Annotated in this window: 13 protein-coding genes and 1 pseudogene; 12 read left to right on the top strand and 2 right to left on the bottom strand. The window is 62.6% G+C overall.

What is annotated here, in order from left to right; all coding sequences use genetic code 11:
- Positions 1-193: 193 nt before the first annotated feature.
- On the bottom strand, positions 194-1996 hold the full coding sequence (locus BPNPMPFG_RS08010) for an NAD(P)/FAD-dependent oxidoreductase (RefSeq protein WP_258594551.1): 1803 nt from the start codon (positions 1994-1996) through the stop codon (positions 194-196).
- A 440-nt stretch (positions 1997-2436) separates the two neighbouring features.
- Between BPNPMPFG_RS08010 and BPNPMPFG_RS08005 the strand changes: the two genes are divergently transcribed.
- The 10 genes and pseudogenes from BPNPMPFG_RS08005 (at position 2437) to BPNPMPFG_RS07960 (ending at position 14058) form a co-directional block, all read left to right on the top strand.
- Complete coding sequence (locus BPNPMPFG_RS08005) at positions 2437-4218, top strand: acetolactate synthase 3 large subunit (RefSeq protein WP_258594550.1); 1782 nt, start codon at positions 2437-2439, stop codon at positions 4216-4218.
- Between the two features lie 85 nt (positions 4219-4303).
- On the top strand, positions 4304-4879 hold the full coding sequence (gene ilvN / locus BPNPMPFG_RS08000) for an acetolactate synthase small subunit (RefSeq protein ID WP_258594548.1): 576 nt from the start codon (positions 4304-4306) through the stop codon (positions 4877-4879).
- Positions 4880-4993: 114 nt separating this feature from the next.
- On the top strand, positions 4994-5662 hold the full coding sequence (locus tag BPNPMPFG_RS07995; RefSeq protein ID WP_258594546.1) for a LysE family translocator: 669 nt from the start codon (positions 4994-4996) through the stop codon (positions 5660-5662).
- 126 nt (positions 5663-5788) lie between these two features.
- Positions 5789-7052 (top strand): annotated as a pseudogene (locus BPNPMPFG_RS07990) (efflux RND transporter periplasmic adaptor subunit).
- On the top strand, positions 7049-10213 hold the full coding sequence (locus BPNPMPFG_RS07985) for an efflux RND transporter permease subunit (RefSeq protein ID WP_258594544.1): 3165 nt from the start codon (positions 7049-7051) through the stop codon (positions 10211-10213). Before BPNPMPFG_RS07990 ends, BPNPMPFG_RS07985 begins: the two are co-directional and overlap by 4 nt.
- A 73-nt stretch (positions 10214-10286) precedes the next feature.
- Positions 10287-10892 (top strand): nitrile hydratase subunit alpha, encoded by a 606-nt coding sequence (gene nthA / locus BPNPMPFG_RS07980; protein WP_258594543.1) that lies wholly within the window; start codon positions 10287-10289, stop codon positions 10890-10892.
- Entirely contained in the window at positions 10889-11548 is a 660-nt protein-coding gene (gene nthB / locus BPNPMPFG_RS07975) for a nitrile hydratase subunit beta (protein WP_258594542.1), read from the top strand. The genes nthA and nthB overlap by 4 nt, the downstream gene beginning before the upstream one ends.
- The gene (locus BPNPMPFG_RS07970; protein ID WP_258594540.1) at positions 11535-11906 is read left to right on the top strand and encodes a nitrile hydratase accessory protein; all 372 of its coding nucleotides are present in this window, start codon (positions 11535-11537) and stop codon (positions 11904-11906) included. The genes nthB and BPNPMPFG_RS07970 overlap by 14 nt, the downstream gene beginning before the upstream one ends.
- A 38-nt stretch (positions 11907-11944) precedes the next feature.
- The gene (locus tag BPNPMPFG_RS07965; protein WP_258594539.1) at positions 11945-12874 is read left to right on the top strand and encodes a DMT family transporter; all 930 of its coding nucleotides are present in this window, start codon (positions 11945-11947) and stop codon (positions 12872-12874) included.
- Between the two features lie 56 nt (positions 12875-12930).
- A complete protein-coding gene (locus tag BPNPMPFG_RS07960; protein WP_258594537.1) occupies positions 12931-14058 on the top strand; it encodes an ATP-dependent DNA helicase in 1128 nt (375 codons plus the stop codon).
- Positions 14059-14077: 19 nt separating this feature from the next.
- Here BPNPMPFG_RS07960 and BPNPMPFG_RS07955 read toward each other — a convergent pair whose 3' ends face one another.
- Positions 14078-14482 carry a SpoIIAA family protein gene (locus BPNPMPFG_RS07955; RefSeq protein WP_258594535.1) on the bottom strand — a complete coding sequence of 135 codons (405 nt, stop codon included), beginning with the start codon at positions 14480-14482 and terminating at the stop codon, positions 14078-14080.
- Between the two features lie 112 nt (positions 14483-14594).
- Here BPNPMPFG_RS07955 and BPNPMPFG_RS07950 point away from each other — a divergent pair, with 112 nt between their 5' ends.
- Both BPNPMPFG_RS07950 and BPNPMPFG_RS07945 read left to right on the top strand, forming a co-directional pair.
- Positions 14595-15335 (top strand): pyridoxine 5'-phosphate synthase, encoded by a 741-nt coding sequence (locus BPNPMPFG_RS07950; protein ID WP_258594533.1) that lies wholly within the window; start codon positions 14595-14597, stop codon positions 15333-15335.
- A gap of 103 nt (positions 15336-15438) precedes the next feature.
- Positions 15439-17358, top strand: a complete 1920-nt coding sequence (locus BPNPMPFG_RS07945; protein WP_258594531.1) for a potassium transporter Kup — start codon at positions 15439-15441, stop codon at positions 17356-17358.
- Positions 17359-17378 lie beyond the last annotated feature (20 nt).

Raw genomic sequence — 17378 nt, 5'->3', positions numbered from 1 at the left:
TGACGCCATATAGGCCCGACACCTGTCGGGAACGCGAGCATGCCGCGGACGCTCCCGCAGCGAGCGTCTCTCTGGGCGAGCCGGATCGCCTCGATGCGGCCGGTAAGCCCGAACCGGTCAGAGCTTTGCCCATTGGCAATTGACAGGGATACAGCCAGGAGGTGCGGCCATGGCCGCACCTCCTGCGGCTCGACTATCCCTTGTGGTGGACCTCTTGCAGCCCGTAGACCGGCGTCGGCAGGCCTGCCTGCCTGGCCTTCAACTGCAACGACAGGAACTGCGAATAGTGGCGTGACTGGTGCAGATTGCCGCCATGGAACCACAACGCTTCCTGCTGCGTCGGCTTCCACATGTTGCGCAATTCGCCCTCCCATGGACCGGGATCCTTGGTGGTGTTCGAGCCGAGGCCCCAGCATTTTCCAACCTTGTCGGCGACGTCCCTGGAGATCAGGTCGGCCGCCCAGCCGTTCATCGAGCCATAGCCGGTGGCATAGATGATGACATCGGCGGGCAATTCCGAGCCGTCGCTGAGCAGCACCGAATGCTCCTTGATCTCAGTCACGTCGACACCGCTTTTCAGCTTGATCGAGCCATTGATGATCAGATCGGAAGCGCCGACGTCGATGTAATATCCCGAACCGCGCCGCAGATATTTCATAAACAGACCGGAACCGTCATCGCCCCAGTCGAGCATGAAGCCGGCCTTCTCCAGGCTCGTGTAGAATTTTGCATCGCGCTTCTTCATCTCGGCGTAAGCCGGGATCTGGAATTCGTGCAGGATCTTGTAGGGCAGGGAGGCAAAGACGAGATCGGCCTTAGCCGTGGTCATGCCGCTCTGAACCGCCTGCTCCGAGTAAAGGGACCCCAGCCCGATTTCCATCAGCGTGTCGGACTTGACGATATGCGTGGTCGAGCGTTGCACCATGGTGACATCGACGCCGGCTTCCCAAAGTGCGGCGGCTATGTCGTGGGCGGAATTGTTCGAGCCGACGACAACAGCTTTTTTGCTGGCAAAGGCATCGGGGCCAGGATGCTTCGATGAGTGATGCTGATCGCCCTTGAAGTTTTCCATGCCTTTGAACTTAGGCATATTGGCCTTGCCGGATTGTCCGGTGGCCAGAACCAGCTGCTTCGGCTTCAGGGTGATGTCCTTGCCGTCGCGGTGGACGACGACGGTCCATTCCTTCGTCTTGTCGTCATAGGAGGCGCTCCTGGCCTCGGTCGAGGACCAGTAATTCAGCTCCATCACCTTGGTGTACATTTCCAGCCAGTCGCCGATCTTGTCCTTGGGCGAGAAGACCGGCCAGTTCTTCGGGAAATCGATATAGGGCAGATGGTCGTACCAGACCGGATCATGCAGGCAGAGCGATTTGTAGCGCTTGCGCCAGCTGTCGCCGGCCCGCTCGTTCTTCTCGATGATGATCGTGGGAACGCCGAGCTGCCGCAGCCGAGCGCCGAGCGCGATGCCGCCCTGGCCGCCGCCGATGATCACCGTGTAGGGCTGCGTCTTGAAGCCGAGTTCGGCGGCTTCCTTCTCGCGTTCTTCCTTCCATGTCGGACGGTTCTTGCCCGAACCATGTTTGGCGCCCATCGGCCGCGCAAAACCCGCCGGCTCCTCATGGCCCTTCAGCTCGGCCATGGTGGTCAGCAGCGTCCAGATCTTGCCGTCCTTCAGCCTGATATGGCCGAAGCCGCGCGCCACTTCCGTCTCGAAGCTGATCCAGCCGTCGATCAGCCCACCGCTCTCGGTCGCGTCCTCGCCCTTGGCGATGGCAAAGTGGGATGGCTTGGTCTTCGACAACTGGCTTTTCAGCATGTCGCGGACTTGGTCGCGGCCTTCCATGGTCTTGATGTTCCAGGTGAAGGTGACGAGGTCGCGCCAGTAACAGTCCTCCTGAAAACAGCCGACGGCCTTCTCGATGTCATTGGCGGCAAGTGCGGCGCCGAACGTATCGAGCAGGTCGGACAGTTTCTTGTTTGGGGCCTTGTCGAGCATCAGCTTTCCTCCCGTGAAATCCAGATCGTCATGGTGGCTCCGCCGGACGTGCCGGCCGGAAGATCAAGTATCGGCAAAGATGACCACCTTCGTCACGCCCCACCATAGTTTCAAGCAATTTCAACGGCTTGCCCAAAAGAGACCACATCCGCGCGTTTCCCGCTGCAGGGCGTCTGGCCGACCACCGGAGCTGCGCCGGGACGCTGCGCGTGCCAGCGCGATTTTTCCCGTTGACAGGCTGCCTTTCCCGCCCTTAGTGTCCGCCACCATGAAAACGGCACTCATTCTCGTAGGAAGGCGTGTGGGCAAGGCGGTGTAACCGCCGGGCGAAAACCTCCCATGCGCAACACACAGGCTCCCTCCGGGGGCCTTTTTTATTGCCTGAAACACAACTAAACGACCAGCAATCGCCAGACGGCGGACAGTACGGGACCAGACCGATGAGCAACGGACAGAGTGAGCGGCGCGAAATGACGGGCGCCGAAATGGTGGTGCAGGCGCTGAAGGACAATGGCGTCAAGCATGTCTTCGGCTATCCGGGCGGCGCGGTTCTCCCGATCTACGATGAAATTTTCCAGCAGGACGAGGTCGAGCACATTCTGGTGCGCCACGAGCAGGGCGCCGGTCATGCGGCCGAAGGCTATGCGCGTTCGACCGGCAAGGCCGGCGTCATGCTGGTGACCTCCGGCCCAGGCGCCACCAATGCGGTGACGCCGCTGCAGGACGCGCTGATGGATTCGATCCCGCTGGTTTGCCTGACCGGGCAGGTGCCGACCTCGCTGATCGGCTCCGACGCTTTTCAGGAATGCGACACGGTCGGCATCACGCGCCCCTGCACCAAGCACAACTGGCTGGTGAAGGACGTCAACGAGCTCGCCGCGACCATCCACGAGGCCTTCCATGTCGCGACCACCGGCCGCCCCGGTCCGGTCGTGGTCGACATCCCGAAGGACGTGCAGTTCGCCAGGGGTTTTTACGTCCCGCCGCAGATCGCGCCGCGCACCAGCTACCAGCCCAAGGTCCAGGGTGACCTGGAGAAGATCAAGGCGGCGGTCGAATTGATGGCCGGCGCCAAGAAGCCGATCATCTATTCGGGCGGCGGTGTAATCAATTCCGGCCCGGAGGCGAGCCATCTGCTGCGCGAACTGGTCGATCTCACCGGTTTTCCGATTACCTCGACACTGATGGGGCTCGGCGCCTATCCGGCCTCGGGCAAGAACTGGATGGGCATGCTGGGCATGCATGGCACCTATGAAGCCAACATGGCCATGCACGACTGCGACGTGATGATCTGCATCGGCGCGCGTTTCGACGACCGTATCACCGGGCGGCTGACCGCGTTTTCGCCGAACTCGAAGAAGATCCACATCGACATCGACCCGTCGTCGATCAACAAGAACGTTCACACGGAAGTGCCGATCATTGGCGATGTCGGCCGGGTGCTGGAGGATATGGTGCGGCTGTGGCGGGCGACCGCCAAGACCGACAAGAAGGCGCTCTACCCCTGGTGGGAGCAGATCGCCAAATGGCGCGCGCGCGACTCGCTCGCCTTCAAGATGAACAACGACGTGATCATGCCGCAATACGCCATCCAGCGGCTCTACGAACTGACCAAGGACATGGACACCTACATCACAACCGAGGTCGGCCAGCACCAGATGTGGGCGGCGCAGCACTATCATTTCGAAAAGCCGAACCGCTGGATGACGTCGGGCGGGCTGGGCACGATGGGCTATGGCCTGCCGGCGGCACTCGGCGTGCAGATCGCGCATCCCGACGCGCTGGTGATCGACATCGCCGGCGACGCCTCGGTGCAGATGACGATGCAGGAGATGAGTGCCGCGGTGCAGCATAACGCGCCGATCAAGATCTTCATCTTGAACAACCAGTATATGGGCATGGTGCGCCAGTGGCAGCAGCTGCTGCATGGCAACCGGCTGTCGCATTCCTACACCGAAGCGATGCCGGACTTCGTCAAGCTGGCGGAAGCCTATGGCGGCCACGGCATACGCTGCGAGAAGCCGGACGAACTGGACGACGCGATCAAGGAGATGATTTCGGTCAGGAAGCCGGTGTTGTTCGATTGCCGCGTGGCGACGCTCGCCAACTGCTTCCCGATGATCCCGTCGGGCAAGGCACATAACGAGATGCTGTTGCCCGACGAAGCGACCGACGAGGCGGTGGCCAACGCCATCGACGCCAAGGGCAGGGAACTGGTTTAGGTAGCCCAAGCCGAGGCAGGGCTGTCGCGAGAAGCCGTGCGCAAACAGAGAATTAGCTCAACAGTTTGAAATCGAGATTCAGGTCATGAACGCACAGCACCTTCAACCCACAGGCTCCGCCTACTTCATCGCCAAGGAGACGGAGAGGCCGGAAAACCACACGCTTTCGGTGCTGGTCGACAACGAACCGGGCGTGCTTGCCCGGGTCATCGGCCTGTTTTCCGGGCGCGGCTACAACATCGAGAGCCTGACCGTCTCCGAGACCGAGCATGAGAAGCACCTGTCGCGCATCACCATCGTGACACGCGGCACGCCGCATGTGCTGGAGCAGATCAAGCATCAGCTCGAGCGCATCGTGCCGGTCCACCGCGTGGTCGACCTGACCGTGCGTTCGCATGAATCCGGCCAGGAGCGGCCGCTGGAGCGGGAACTGGCGCTGGTCAAGGTGGCCGGCACCGGCGAGGCCCGCGTCGAGGCACTGCGACTGGCCGATGCCTTCCGCGCCAGCGTCATCGACGCCAACACCGAGCATTTCATCTTCGAGATCACCGGCAAGGGCACCAAGATCGACCAGTTCATCGCCATCATGAAGCCGCTCGGGCTGGTCGAAATCTGCCGCACCGGCGTGGCGGCATTGAACCGCGGCCCGCAGGCGATGTAGCCCGGCCCAGCCGTACAAATTTTCCAAGGCAAGGCTGGCTCGGCTACGATCCGGCCCTGGCCTTTGCACAGCCAATAAAAGAGACAATAGTGCTGACGTATCTGGGAGGATATCATGTCCCTTGACGCATTCCTTGCCCTGCTTGTCTACGCCTTGGTGACGTCGATCACGCCGGGGCCGAACAATCTCATGCTTCTCGCATCGGGGGTGAATTTCGGCATCGTCAGAACGGTTCCGCACATGCTGGGCATCAGCATCGGTTTCCTGGTGCTGCTGGTGGCCGTGGGCCTTGGCCTTGGTGCGGTGCTGACCGCGTTTCCGGCGCTGCATACCGCACTCAAGATCGCCGGTGCCGCCTATCTACTCTACCTCGCCTGGAAGATCGCCATGTCACGCACGCTGGCCGGCAAAGGTGAGACGAAGGGGCAGCCGATGCGTTTCATCGACGCGGCGGCGTTCCAGTGGGTCAACCCGAAGGCGTGGGTCATGGCGATCACCGCCATGGCCGTCTACACCAACCCCGAGCATCCATTCCTGTCGATCGTGTTGATCTCGGTGGCCTTCACCGTGGTCAATTTGCCAAGCGTCTCGGTATGGGCGGGTTTCGGCACCGCGCTGCGCGGTTTCCTATCGGACCCGGTGCGGCTGAAATGGTTCAACATCGCCATGGGTGTGCTGCTGGCGGCGACACTTTGGCCGATGCTACGGTCGATCGCTGGCCGTCCTGACTGGACCGAAGGCCGAGTGCACATCCATTGTGCAGTGCACATTAAATCTTCGTAATGCCGTGTTTTGGCCCTTTTCCGACAAATGCGTGTCCTATCTATTTGGCGAAATCGCGGCAATGGGCCGTGATTTGCGCTAGAATGACACCATCGGGCCGTGCCGGATGGAGAGGGCCTTTTGACCATGCGTGGAAAAGTCGTTCTTTCGTTGCTTGCCGTCGCTTGCCTGGGCGCGGCCGCATGGCTCTATCTTTCGCCTGACGCGCTGGGCAAGGTTCAACAGCTCATCGGTCAAAAACAGGTGGCCGCGTCGAACCAACCGGCGGCGGCTTCGGACAAAAATGCCGCCAGCGCGGCACGCTCGGCAATCCATCCTCTCGGCCGTCGCTTCGACGGCCGATTTCCCAATCCGGCGCTATGCGATCGGTTTCGTCTCCTCTCCGGCCGTCGTCAACATCAACGCGCGGGTTTCGAGCCAGATCGTATCGATCGACGTCAAGGACGGGCAGATGGTGAAGGCCGGCGACGTTCTGTTTTCGCTGGACGACCGCGCGTTGAAAGCGCAACTGGCCAAGGATCAGGCGACACTCGCCAAGGATCAGGCCCTGCTCGCCAGCTCCCAGTCCGATCTTCAGCGTGCCAAGGACCTCGTCGCCAAGCAGGCCGGCACGCAGCAAACCTACGATCAGGCGGTGGCGGCGCAAAAGGCCGCCGCGGCGACCGTCGATGCCGACAAGGCGACAATCGATGCCGACAACGTCCAACTTGGCTTTGCGACGATCACGGCGCCGATCTCCGGCAGGCTGGGCTCCGTCAGTGTCGCCGTCGGCGATCTCGTCACCACCAGCAATGGCAACAGCAGCACGGCGACCCCGCTGGTGACCATCACCCAGATGGATCCGCTGCAGGTCAACTTCAATCTTCCCGAGAGCAATCTGGCTCTGCTGCACAAGGCATTGGCGGCACCGGTGCAAGGTGCCGTGACGTTGATCAAGGACGGCGATCCGACGCCGATCGGCAAGGGCACGCTCAATTTCGTCGATTCCAGCGTCGATACGGCCTCCGGCACGATCGCGACGCGGGCGAGCGTGCCGAATGCCGATCTTTCGCTGTGGCCGGGCCAGTATGTGAATGTCGTGCTCGACGCCGGCATCATGCCGAAGATGACATCGGTTCCCACGGTCGCGGTGCAGCCCAGTCAGAAGGGGCCGTTCGTCTATGTGGTCAAGCCGGACAACACCGTCGAGATGCGGCCGGTGCAAGTGGCGCTGACGGCAGGCGACAGCAGCGCCATCAGCCAAGGTCTGAAAAGCGGTGAGAAGGTGGTCGTCGAAGGCCAGACGCGGCTCAAGGACGGTGCCGCGGTGCACGAAGGCAAGGCCGATGCCGGCGGCCAGGCTGCTCCAAAGGTGGCCGAGGCCGACAAGCCCGCCGAGGCACGTCAATGATCTCCGAATTCTGCATCCGCAGGCCCGTCGCCACGCTGCTCATGTCGTTCGCCCTCGTGCTGGGCGGGCTGTTTGCCTACAAGTTCCTGCCGGTCGCCGCGCTGCCGAGCGCCGAGTTTCCGGTGGTCAATGTTTCGGCTTCGCTGCCCGGCGCTTCGCCCGAAACCATGGCAACGTCGGTGGCGACGCCGCTGATCAAGCAGTTCGCCACCATTGCCGGCATCGATTCGATTTCAACCACCAACTCGCTCGGCTCGACCTCGATCGCCATCCAGTTCGTGCTCAATCGCAACATCGACGCGGCAGCGGCCGACGTGCAGGCGGCGATCGCGCGCACGCAGAAATCGCTGCCGCCGGAGATGACGTCGCCGCCAAGCTATCGCAAGGTCAATCCCGCCGACGCGCCGATCCTGCTGATGTCGCTGGTCAGCGACACGGTTCCGCTGACCGATCTCGATGCCTTCGCCGAGAACGTCATCTCGCCGTCGCTGTCGACGATCGATGGCGTCGCGCAGGTCTCGATCTTTGGCCAGCAGAAATATGCCGTGCGCGTCCAGATCGATCCGACCGCACTTGCCGCGCGTGGCATCTCGATCGACCAGTTGCAGACGGCGATAGCCTCGGCAAACAGCAACACGCCGCTTGGCGTGCTGCAGAACAACGAGCAGCAGCTGACCATCACGGCCAACACGCAGCTGACCAACGCCGCAGGCTTTTCCAATATCATCATCGCCACCAAGAACGGTCATCCGGTGCGACTGGGCGAAGTCACCCGCGTCATCGATTCGGTGCAGACGACGACGACGGCGAGCTGGTATGACGGCACCCGCGCGATCATCATGGCGGTGCAGCGCCAGCCCGACGCCAACACCGTCGACGTCGTCGACCGCGTCAAGGCCATGCTGCCGTCTTTCCAGGACCAGATGCCGGCCGCGGCCAGCATCAAGCTGCTCAACGACCGCTCGACCTCGATCCGCGCCGCAGTCAGCGATGTGCAGTTCACGCTGCTGCTCACCATCGCCCTGGTGATCATGGTGATCTTCCTGTTCCTGCGCCGGGTGACGGCGACGATCATCCCGGCGGTGGCGGTGCCGATCTCGCTTATCGCTACGCTCGGCGTCATGTTCCTGTTCGGCTTTTCCATCGACAACATCTCGCTGATGGGGCTGACACTGGCGGTCGGCCTCGTCGTCGACGATGCCATCGTCATGCTCGAAAACATCTTCCGCCACATGGAGGAAGACGGGCTCTCGGCCATGGAAGCCGCTCTGAAGGGCGCGCGCGAAATCGGCTTTACCATCATCTCGATCTCGATCTCGCTGGTGGCCGTGTTCATACCGGTGCTATTGATGGGCGGCGTCATCGGGCGCATCTTCAACGAATTCGCGGTGGTGGTGACGGTCGCCATCCTGGCGTCGATGTTCGTGTCGCTGACGCTAACCCCGATGCTGTGCTCGCGATTGCTGTCGGTGTCGAAGGCCGAGCGGGAAGCCGCGCATAGCCAGGTCCAGAAGCATAATTTCTTCATGCGTGGCTATGACTGGATGCTGACCTTCTGCCTGCGCCACACCTTCCTGGTTTTCCTTGTCTTCATCGGCACGGCGGCAGCGTCGGTGTGGCTGATCCAGATCTCGCCGAAGGGCTTCTTCCCGCAGGAAGACATCGGCCAGATTTCGGTGACGACAATCGCGCGCCAGGACATTTCTTTCGACGCCATGGTGAAGCTGCAAGGGCAGGTGGCGAACGTCTTTGCCCATTCGCCCTATGTTTCGCATGTGGCATGGTCGGCAGGCAGCGGCGGCAATGCACTGAACCAGGGCCAGCTCTATGTGCAGTTGAAGGACAAGGGCCAACGCCCTGACATCGACAAGGTGCAGTCGGATCTGCGCAAGCAACTCGCCAATGTGCCGGGCATCGAGGCCTACATGCAGCCGGTGCAGAACCTGCGCCTCGGCTCGCGATCCTCGGCCAGCGCTTACCAGCTTGTCGTGCAGGGCCTCGATACGGGCCAGACCGACATCTGGGCGCAGAAGCTGAACGACGCCTTGGCGGCCGACCACACGACCTTCACCGATGTCACCAGCGATCTGCAGAACAATGCCTTGCAGGCAACGCTGGTGGTCGACCGCGACAAGGCGGCGACACTCGGCATCAGTACCGATATCCTGCGCTCTAGCCTCTACGGCGGTTTCGGCACCCAGCAGGTCTCGACCATCTTCGGCTCGGCCGACAGCTACGAGGTGGTCATGGAGCTCGATCCGAAGATCGAGTGGTCGCCAGAGCGCATGCTGGCCATCCAGGTCAGGACCGCCAGCGGCAGCCTGGTGCCGCTTGGCGCCTTTGCCCGCGTCGATCGCACCGCAGGCGCCTTGACCGTCAATCAGCTCGGCCAGCTTCCGGCCGTGACGATCTCCTACAATTTGCCGCAAGGCGTGGCGCTCGGCGACAGCGTGACCCGCATCAACGCGCTGAAAGAGCAGATCGGCATGCCGACGGCGATCTCGACCACCTTCGCCGGCACGGCCAAGACCTTCCAGGATTCACTTGCCAACCAGGGCCTGCTTATCGGCGGTGCCATCCTCACCATCTATATCGTGCTCGGCATCCTCTACGAGAGCTTCATCCATCCGCTGACCATCCTGACCGGCCTGCCGTCGGCGGTGCTGGGCGCTCTGGTCGCCTTGCGGCTGGCCGGAATGGACCTGTCGGTCATTGCCGTTATCGGCATCCTGATGCTGATCGGCATCGTCAAGAAGAACGGCATCATGATGATCGACGTCGCGCTCGAATTGCGACGAGAAGGCATGTCGCCGGTCGAGTCCATCCACAAGGCCTGCATCATGCGTTTCAGGCCGATCATGATGACCACGCTGGCGGCGCTGATGGGCACGATCCCGATCGCGCTCGGCACCGGCGCCAGTGCCGAACTGCGCCAGCCGCTCGGCGTGGCGGTGGTCGGCGGTCTCGTCGCATCGCAGGCGCTGACGCTGTTCGTCACACCGGTGATCTATGTCTACATGGAGAATTTTTCCGGCTGGCTGCTCGGGCTATGGCAGAAGCGCAAGGGCGAGGAAATCCGGGAGGAGCCTGTCACGCAGCCATCGCTGTTCGATGTCGACGAGGAGCAGCAGCTCGAGCCGCAGAAAGCGGCGGCCGAATAGAAATCGAGGTCGAGAAGATCTGGCCCAAGCCGTCGTGCTTGCGGCGGCATGACCGGAAACGTACTTTGCCGCCATGTCACATGATCATGACCACGACAATGAACTCGATCCTTTTGCCGCACGGGTGCGCGCGCTTGAGACGATCCTGACCCGCAAGGGGCTGATCGATCCGGCCGCTATCGACGTCATCGTCGACACCTATGAGACCAGGATCGGCCCGCGCAACGGCGCCAGGGTGGTAGCCAAGGCCTGGGCGGATCCGGCATTCGCCGAGTGGCTGAAGTGCGATGCGACGGCGGCGATCGGCTCGCTCGGCTACACTGGCCGTCAGGGCGAGCACATGCAGGCGGTGTTCAACACCGATGAGACGCACAACCTCGTCGTCTGCACGCTGTGCTCCTGCTATCCGTGGTCGGTGCTCGGCCTGCCGCCGGTCTGGTACAAGGCGCCTCCCTATCGTTCGCGCGCGGTCATCGATCCGCGCGGGGTGCTGGAAGAGTTCGGGCTGACGCTGCCGACGACCAAGAAGATCCGTGTCTGGGATTCGACCGCCGAACTGCGCTATCTCGTCGTGCCGATGCGGCCCGATGGCACCGGTGGCTGGAGCGAGGAACGGCTGGCCGACCTGGTCAGCCGCGACGCGATGATCGGCACCGGACTGGCGAGGCAGCCGGCATGAACGGGCCGCAGGACCTCGGTGGGCAGATGGGCTTCGGCCCCGTGGCTCCCGAAGTGGACGAGCCGTATTTCCATGCCGCGTGGGAAAGGCGGGCGCTCGGCGTCACGCTGTGCGCCGGCGCAATGGGGGCGTGGAACATCGATGAGAGCCGGCGTGCACGGGAATCGCTGCATCCCGCCGATTATTATGCCTCCAGCTACTACGAGATCTGGATCAAGGCGCTGGAGATCCTGCTCAAGCGCCATGGCTTTGTCAGCGGGCGCGATCTCAAGGCAGGCACGGCGGTCGATCCGACAGCGATACCCAAACGGGTGCTGAAGGCGGAAAACGTGCCTGATGTGCTGGCCAAGGGCGGACCTTGCAACCGACCGGTGGCGCAACCGGCGCGGTTCAAGGCCGGCGATCCCGTGCGGACCAAGAACTTCAACCCGACCGGCCACACGCGGCTGCCGCGCTACGCACGCGGCAAGCGCGGAACGATCGAGGCGGTGCGCGACGGCTTCGTGTTTCCCGACAGCAATGCGCATGGCCAGGGCGAAAACCCGCAATGGGTCTACACCGTGGTTTTCGAAGGGCCTGAAATCTGGGGCGAGGGCGCCGATCCGACGCTAAGCGTGTCGATCGATGCTTGGGAGAGCTATCTTGAGCCGGCGTGAGGCAAACGGGCCCACCGCCGACTCGCCGGAGGGCGTCGATGCGCCGGTCTTCGCCGAGCCGTGGCAGGCCGAAGCCTTCGCGATGACGGTGGCGCTGCACGACAAGGGCCTGTTCTCGTGGGCTGAGTGGGCGCAAGCGCTGTCGGCGCAGGTGAAGAAGCCCAGCGCTGCGGCCGACGGCCATGACTATTACGAGCATTGGCTGGCGGCGCTGGAAGGCCTGCTTGCGTCCAAGGGGTTCGCCGCCAAGGCGGATGTCGACGCGATGGCTGAAGCCTGGGAGCGCGCCGCGCATGCGACGCCGCACGGCAAGCCGATCCTGCTGGAGAACGATCCGGAATTCGAATCCGTCAGGTGAGGCAATGACTTCCGCCGTCCGTCACAATGAGAGAATGAATGTATCTGTCGGAAATTCTCTCGATCGGCGCGGCATTGTGCATAGCCACCAGTGGAATGCTCGCCGGTGAACTGATCGGCCGCATCGACGCGTTGACCTTGACCCGGCTGCAAACGGCAGCGGTGACCGTGGCGACAGCCATCGGCGCAACGGTGCTGGGTGGTTGGGCGGGCCTCTTGCCTTGGCAGATGGCTTACCTTGCAGCCTCCGGCGTGTTCGGAATCTTTATCGCGTCGACGGCCTATATCTCGTCGATATTCGCGCTTGGGCCGCGTCTGGCGTTGCTGGTGTTCTCGCTGACGTCACCCTTTGCCCTGGTCATGGGCTATTTGTTTCTGGGAGAGACTGTTAGCCATATCAAACTGGCCGGCGTGGCGCTGGTTATCGGTGGCATTGTTCTGGCCATCCTGTTTGGACGTCCCGCCAAGGCTCAGCCGGAAGGCATCTTCCCGACACCGCCCATAGAAACGCCAGTGCTGCCAGCAAAACAGATGACCCTGCTTGTCGGTCTTGCCTTCGGTCTGATCGCGGCGCTCGGGCAGGCGGCCGGCGCGTTGGTGGCACGCCCTGTGATGGCGTCGGGCGTCAATCCTTTCACGGCGATGTCGATTCGAACCGGCGTATCAGCCGTGTTGTTCCTGCTGCTGGTGCTCGTTCCTTTGCCTGCCGTCAGCAAGCGCCCCAGGCCATCGGCAAGGACGCTCACGATCGGCATCTGCGGCGCCCTGATCGGCACAGGCATGGGCATGTCGCTGTTAATGGCTGCGTTGGCGAGCGGACAGGTCGGCATCGTTTCGACATTGTCCTCACTGTCGCCGGTGCTGGTGCTGCCGATGGTGTGGCTGCGCACGGGCTACAGACCATCGGCGCCGGCATGGGCAGGGGCGGTGCTCGCCTTTGCGGGCACATCCCTCATTGCCACCGGCTGACAGTAGGAATCAACCGAACGCTTGCGTTCGCCTCGCGAATCCGCTCACACGATCAGATGGAATTTTCACCGCAGCAGGACGAAGCACTGAAGGCGGTCGCCCAATGGCTCAAGACCGGAAAGCCGCACCTGTTCCGGCTGTTCGGCTATGCCGGCACCGGCAAGACGACGTTGGCGCGCTATTTCGCCGAGCATGTCGACGGTCAGGTGCAGTTCGCCGCCTTCACCGGCAAGGCGGCGCAGGTGCTGCGTTCGAAGGGCGCTGTCAACGCGCGCACCATCCATTCGCTGATCTACCGGCCCAAGGGCGAGGAATCGGTATCGGACGAGGTCACCGGCAAGACCTCGATGTCGCCGACCTTTTCGCTCAACCGCCAGAGCCCGATCTCGCGGGCGAAACTGGTCGTCATTGACGAATGCTCGATGGTCGACGAGCAGCTTGGCCGCGACCTGATGAGCTTCGGCACGCCGATCCTGGTGCTTGGCGACCCCGGCCAGTTGCCGCCGATTTCCGGCGGCGGTTTCTTCACCGACCACGAGCCGGATTTCCTGCTCACCGAGATCCACCGGCAGGCGCGCGACAATCCTATCCTGCGGCTGGCGCTCGATGTGCGCGAGGGGCGCGAATTCATGCGCGGCGACTATGGCACCGCACAGGTGATCGGCAAGGAAGACGTTACCCAGGAATTAGTGCTGAAGGCCGACCAGGTGCTGGTCGGCACCAACCGCACGCGGCGGCGCTACAACCAGCGCCTGCGTGAGCTCAAGGGCTTCAATGCCGACTATCCGCAGGCCGGCGACAAGCTTGTCTGCCTGCGCAACGATCCGGCCAAGGGTCTGCTCAACGGCTCGCTGTGGAAGGTGATGACCTCGTCACGCGAGACGGTGAAGCCCGGCATCAATCTGCTGGTTTCACCGGAAGAGGACGATCCGGATCGCGGCGTCGCCAAGATCAAGCTGCTCAAGGCGGCCTTCGAGGATCCAGATGCCGACATCCCCTGGCAGCAGAAAAAGCGTTTCGACGATTTCGACTATGGCTACGCGCTGACCGTGCACAAGGCACAGGGCTCGCAGTGGAACGAGATCGTGCTGTTCGACGAGAGCTGGGCCTTCAAGGAAACCCGCCAACGCTGGCTCTACACCGCCATCACACGGGCGGCCGAGCGGCTGACGATCGTCAGGTAGCTATTGCTCCGCCAGGTAGCTATTGCTCTTCGGTCGGCTGGGCGCCGAGCCATTGCCAAGCAGCGGCTTCGTCCTCGATCTTGAAATGTCTGAATTCGATTGCTGGCGAAGCCGGCAGAGTGCGTCGCGCGTCCGCGGCCCAGTCCGGCTCGCCGATCGCCGCGCAACGGCCAACATGCTCCAAGGCATGGGTGGTGCCCTGCTTCAGGGTCTCGTTGGCGATCTCGGCCCAGTCGACGCCATCATGGTCGACAAGGCGCACCAGCACATCGATGCGCTGGTGAAGAGCATAGGCCGCCTCCATCAACCCGAAAAGGTTTTCGCCGTCGGCGGCAGAGATGTGCCCGACGATGTCGATGGCGAGAAGGTCGTCACGGCTGGTCTCGAGACGACGGATCGCCGGCACGGAATCGAGAAAATTCATGAGCACTTCCTTTCCCGGACTCGTTCACCATGACTGGAACACCCGAAACCCCTGTCTGTTCCCGCCAAAGGCATTATAGGTGGCGCGTCGAATGATTTCCGAGGCCGTCCGCATGCCCGCAAAGCTCTCCGTCAATCTCAATGCCATCGCCATGCTGCGCAACCGGCGCGACCTGCCGTGGCCGAGCGTGACCGGCCTCGGCCGTATCGCGCTGGCAGCCGGCGCGCATGGGCTGACGGTGCATCCGCGCCCCGACGAGCGGCACACGAGACACTCCGACCTGCCTGAGATCCGGTCGCTGATCGACGACGAGTTTCCGAACGCGGAATTCAACATCGAGGGCTATCCGACCGAGGATTTCCTGGTGCTTGTGGAAAAGCATCAGCCGGAGCAGGTGACGCTGGTGCCGGACGATCCGGCGCAGGCGACCTCAGACCATGGCTGGAACTTTGCCGCCGAGGCCGCGTTCCTGACACCGATCGTCAAGCGTCTGAGGAAGGGGGGCTTGCGCGTGTCGCTGTTTTCCGATCCGGACCCGCAGGGTGTGACGGCCGCGCGCGACACCGGCGCCGACCGCATCGAACTCTATACCGGTCCTTACGGCAGCTATCATTCCGATCCCGCCAGAGCGGCCAAGGAGCTGGAAAGACTAGGAAAAACCGCCGACGCTGCCTTTGCCGCCGGCCTTCAGGTCAATGCCGGGCACGATCTGGTGGTCAGCAATCTACCTGACCTGGCAAAGCGCATTCCCGCATTGGCCGAAGTGTCGATCGGACATGGGTTGACAGCCGACGCGTTGGAGTATGGCATGGCCGGCACGGTGGGTCGGTTTCTCAAGGCTTGCGGGTGGTAGCGATGGCAGCCTCACGCGGCAGGCATGGCAGCCATCACGCGACGGCACTTGATATTGCATCGCAGCAAGCGTAGAGCACCGCGCGCTTATCGGAGTGTCGTCCATGGCCCTTGCCAATGCTGGTAGTGAGGCAGAACCCGTCGAACAATCGAGCCATCCAGCAGTCGAACAGCACAGCACCAAGGTGCTGATGCTGGGCGCGCTCGGTGTTGTCTATGGTGATATCGGTACCAGCCCGATTTATGCCTTTCGCGAGGCACTGGTGGCATCGTCCCGCGGTAGCATCGCGGATCGCGGCGATATTCTTGGCGTCCTGTCGCTGATCATCTGGTCGCTGACGATTACGGTTACGATTAAGTACATCATGTTCGTATTGCGTGCCGACAACCGCGGCGAGGGCGGCGTGCTGTCGCTGATGGCGCTGGCGCGCGGCAGTTTCCCGAAGCGCTCGGCGGTGATTCTCGGCATCGGCATCGTCGGAGCCTCCCTGTTCTTCGGCGACGCCGTCATCACGCCGGCCATTTCGGTGCTTTCTGCGGTGGAGGGCATGAATGTCGTCACGCCTGCCTTCCAGCCTTATGTAGTGCCGCTAACTCTGGTCATCCTCGCCATGGTGTTCGCGGTGCAGCGCTTTGGCACGGGCGGGGTGGGATTGGTGTTCGGCCCGGTGACTGCGGTATGGTTCCTGGCCATCGGCCTTTCCGGCCTGAAGCATATCATCAACGACCCAGAAATCCTGCTGGCGATCAGCCCGCACTATATCGTCGCCTTCCTGATCCATTCGCCCGACGTGGCCTTTGTCACAGTCGGCGCCGTCTTCCTCGCCGTGACCGGTGCCGAAGCGCTCTATGCCGACCTAGGCCATTTCGGCCGCAAGCCGATCGTGCTGGCGTGGCTGGCGATCGTGTTTCCTTGCCTGCTGCTCAATTACGCCGGACAGGGCGCCTTCGTGCTGGCGCAAAATGGCGTGGTTGGCCATCCGTTCTTCGAGATGAACGAGGGCTGGACGCTGATCCCGATGGTCGTGCTGGCGACCGCCGCGACGGTCATCGCCAGCCAGGCGGTGATTTCCGGCGCCTTCTCGCTGACCAGGCAAGCCGTGCAGCTCAACATGCTGCCGCGCCTGGAAATCCTGCACACGTCGGAAAAACAGTCCGGCCAGATCTATATGCCGCGCGTCAATCTCTTGCTGGCGCTGGCGGTGATGCTGCTGGTCGTCGGCTTTGGCGAGTCGAGCAAGCTGGCGTCGGCCTATGGTATTTCGGTGACCGGCAACATGCTGGTGACCACGGTGCTGTTGTTTGTGGTCGTGACGCGGATCTGGAAATGGCGGCTGTGGGTGGCGGTCGCGATGACGGCGGTGTTTGCGTTCATCGACATCGGTTTCTTTGCCTCCAATATCGTCAAGGTGTTCGAAGGCGGCTGGGCCTCGCTGGCGGTGGCCTTCACCATCGTGATGGCGATGTGGACCTGGGTGCGGGGCAGCCGCTATCTGTTCGACAAGACCCGCCGCAACGAGATTCCGCTCGATTTCCTCGCCGGCAATTTGTTGAAGAAGAAGCCACAGCTGGTGTCCGGCACGGCGGTGTTCCTGACCAGCGATCCTCTGAGCGCGCCAACTGCGCTGATGCACAGCCTGAAGCACTACAAGGTGCTGCATGAGCAGAACGTCATCCTCTCGGTGGTGACCGCGCCCCAGCCGGTGGTGCCGGACAGCGACCGGGTCAAGATGGAGACGGTCAACGAGCTGTTCATGCGGGTGACGCTGACCTTCGGCTACATGGAGCAGCCCAACATCCCGCGCGCGCTGGCGATCTGCCGCAAGCAGGGCTGGAAGTTCGACATCATGACGACCTCGTTCTTCCTGTCGCGGCGTTCGCTCAAGGCCTCGCCCAATTCCGGCATGCCGGTGTGGCAGGACCGGTTGTTCATCGGCCTGGCGCGCACCGCCGCCGATGCGACGGAATATTTCCAGATTCCCACCGGACGCGTGGTAGAGATCGGTACGCAGGTGGCGATCTGACGGGCTCGAACGCGTAGACT

Origin of the sequence: Mesorhizobium sp. AR07, from assembly GCF_024746815.1 — a bacterium.
In the GTDB taxonomy this organism is placed as follows: Bacteria; Pseudomonadota; Alphaproteobacteria; order Rhizobiales; family Rhizobiaceae; genus Mesorhizobium.
This window is presented reverse-complemented; position numbering and strand designations above follow the sequence as displayed.

Bases quoted from the DNA above. Each gene is read 5' to 3' on its own strand.
- BPNPMPFG_RS08010 (WP_258594551.1), bottom strand. From the start codon at position 1,996: ATGCTCGACAAGGCCCCAAACAAGAAACTGTCCGACCTGCTCGATACG.
- BPNPMPFG_RS08005 (WP_258594550.1), top strand. From the start codon at position 2,437: ATGAGCAACGGACAGAGTGAGCGGCGCGAAATGACGGGCGCCGAAATG.
- ilvN (WP_258594548.1), top strand. From the start codon at position 4,304: ATGAACGCACAGCACCTTCAACCCACAGGCTCCGCCTACTTCATCGCC.
- BPNPMPFG_RS07995 (WP_258594546.1), top strand. From the start codon at position 4,994: ATGTCCCTTGACGCATTCCTTGCCCTGCTTGTCTACGCCTTGGTGACG.
- BPNPMPFG_RS07985 (WP_258594544.1), top strand. From the start codon at position 7,049: ATGATCTCCGAATTCTGCATCCGCAGGCCCGTCGCCACGCTGCTCATG.
- nthA (WP_258594543.1), top strand. From the start codon at position 10,287: ATGTCACATGATCATGACCACGACAATGAACTCGATCCTTTTGCCGCA.
- nthB (WP_258594542.1), top strand. From the start codon at position 10,889: ATGAACGGGCCGCAGGACCTCGGTGGGCAGATGGGCTTCGGCCCCGTG.
- BPNPMPFG_RS07965 (WP_258594539.1), top strand. From the start codon at position 11,945: ATGTATCTGTCGGAAATTCTCTCGATCGGCGCGGCATTGTGCATAGCC.
- BPNPMPFG_RS07960 (WP_258594537.1), top strand. From the start codon at position 12,931: ATGGAATTTTCACCGCAGCAGGACGAAGCACTGAAGGCGGTCGCCCAA.
- BPNPMPFG_RS07955 (WP_258594535.1), bottom strand. From the start codon at position 14,482: ATGAATTTTCTCGATTCCGTGCCGGCGATCCGTCGTCTCGAGACCAGC.
- BPNPMPFG_RS07950 (WP_258594533.1), top strand. From the start codon at position 14,595: ATGCCCGCAAAGCTCTCCGTCAATCTCAATGCCATCGCCATGCTGCGC.
- BPNPMPFG_RS07945 (WP_258594531.1), top strand. From the start codon at position 15,439: ATGGCCCTTGCCAATGCTGGTAGTGAGGCAGAACCCGTCGAACAATCG.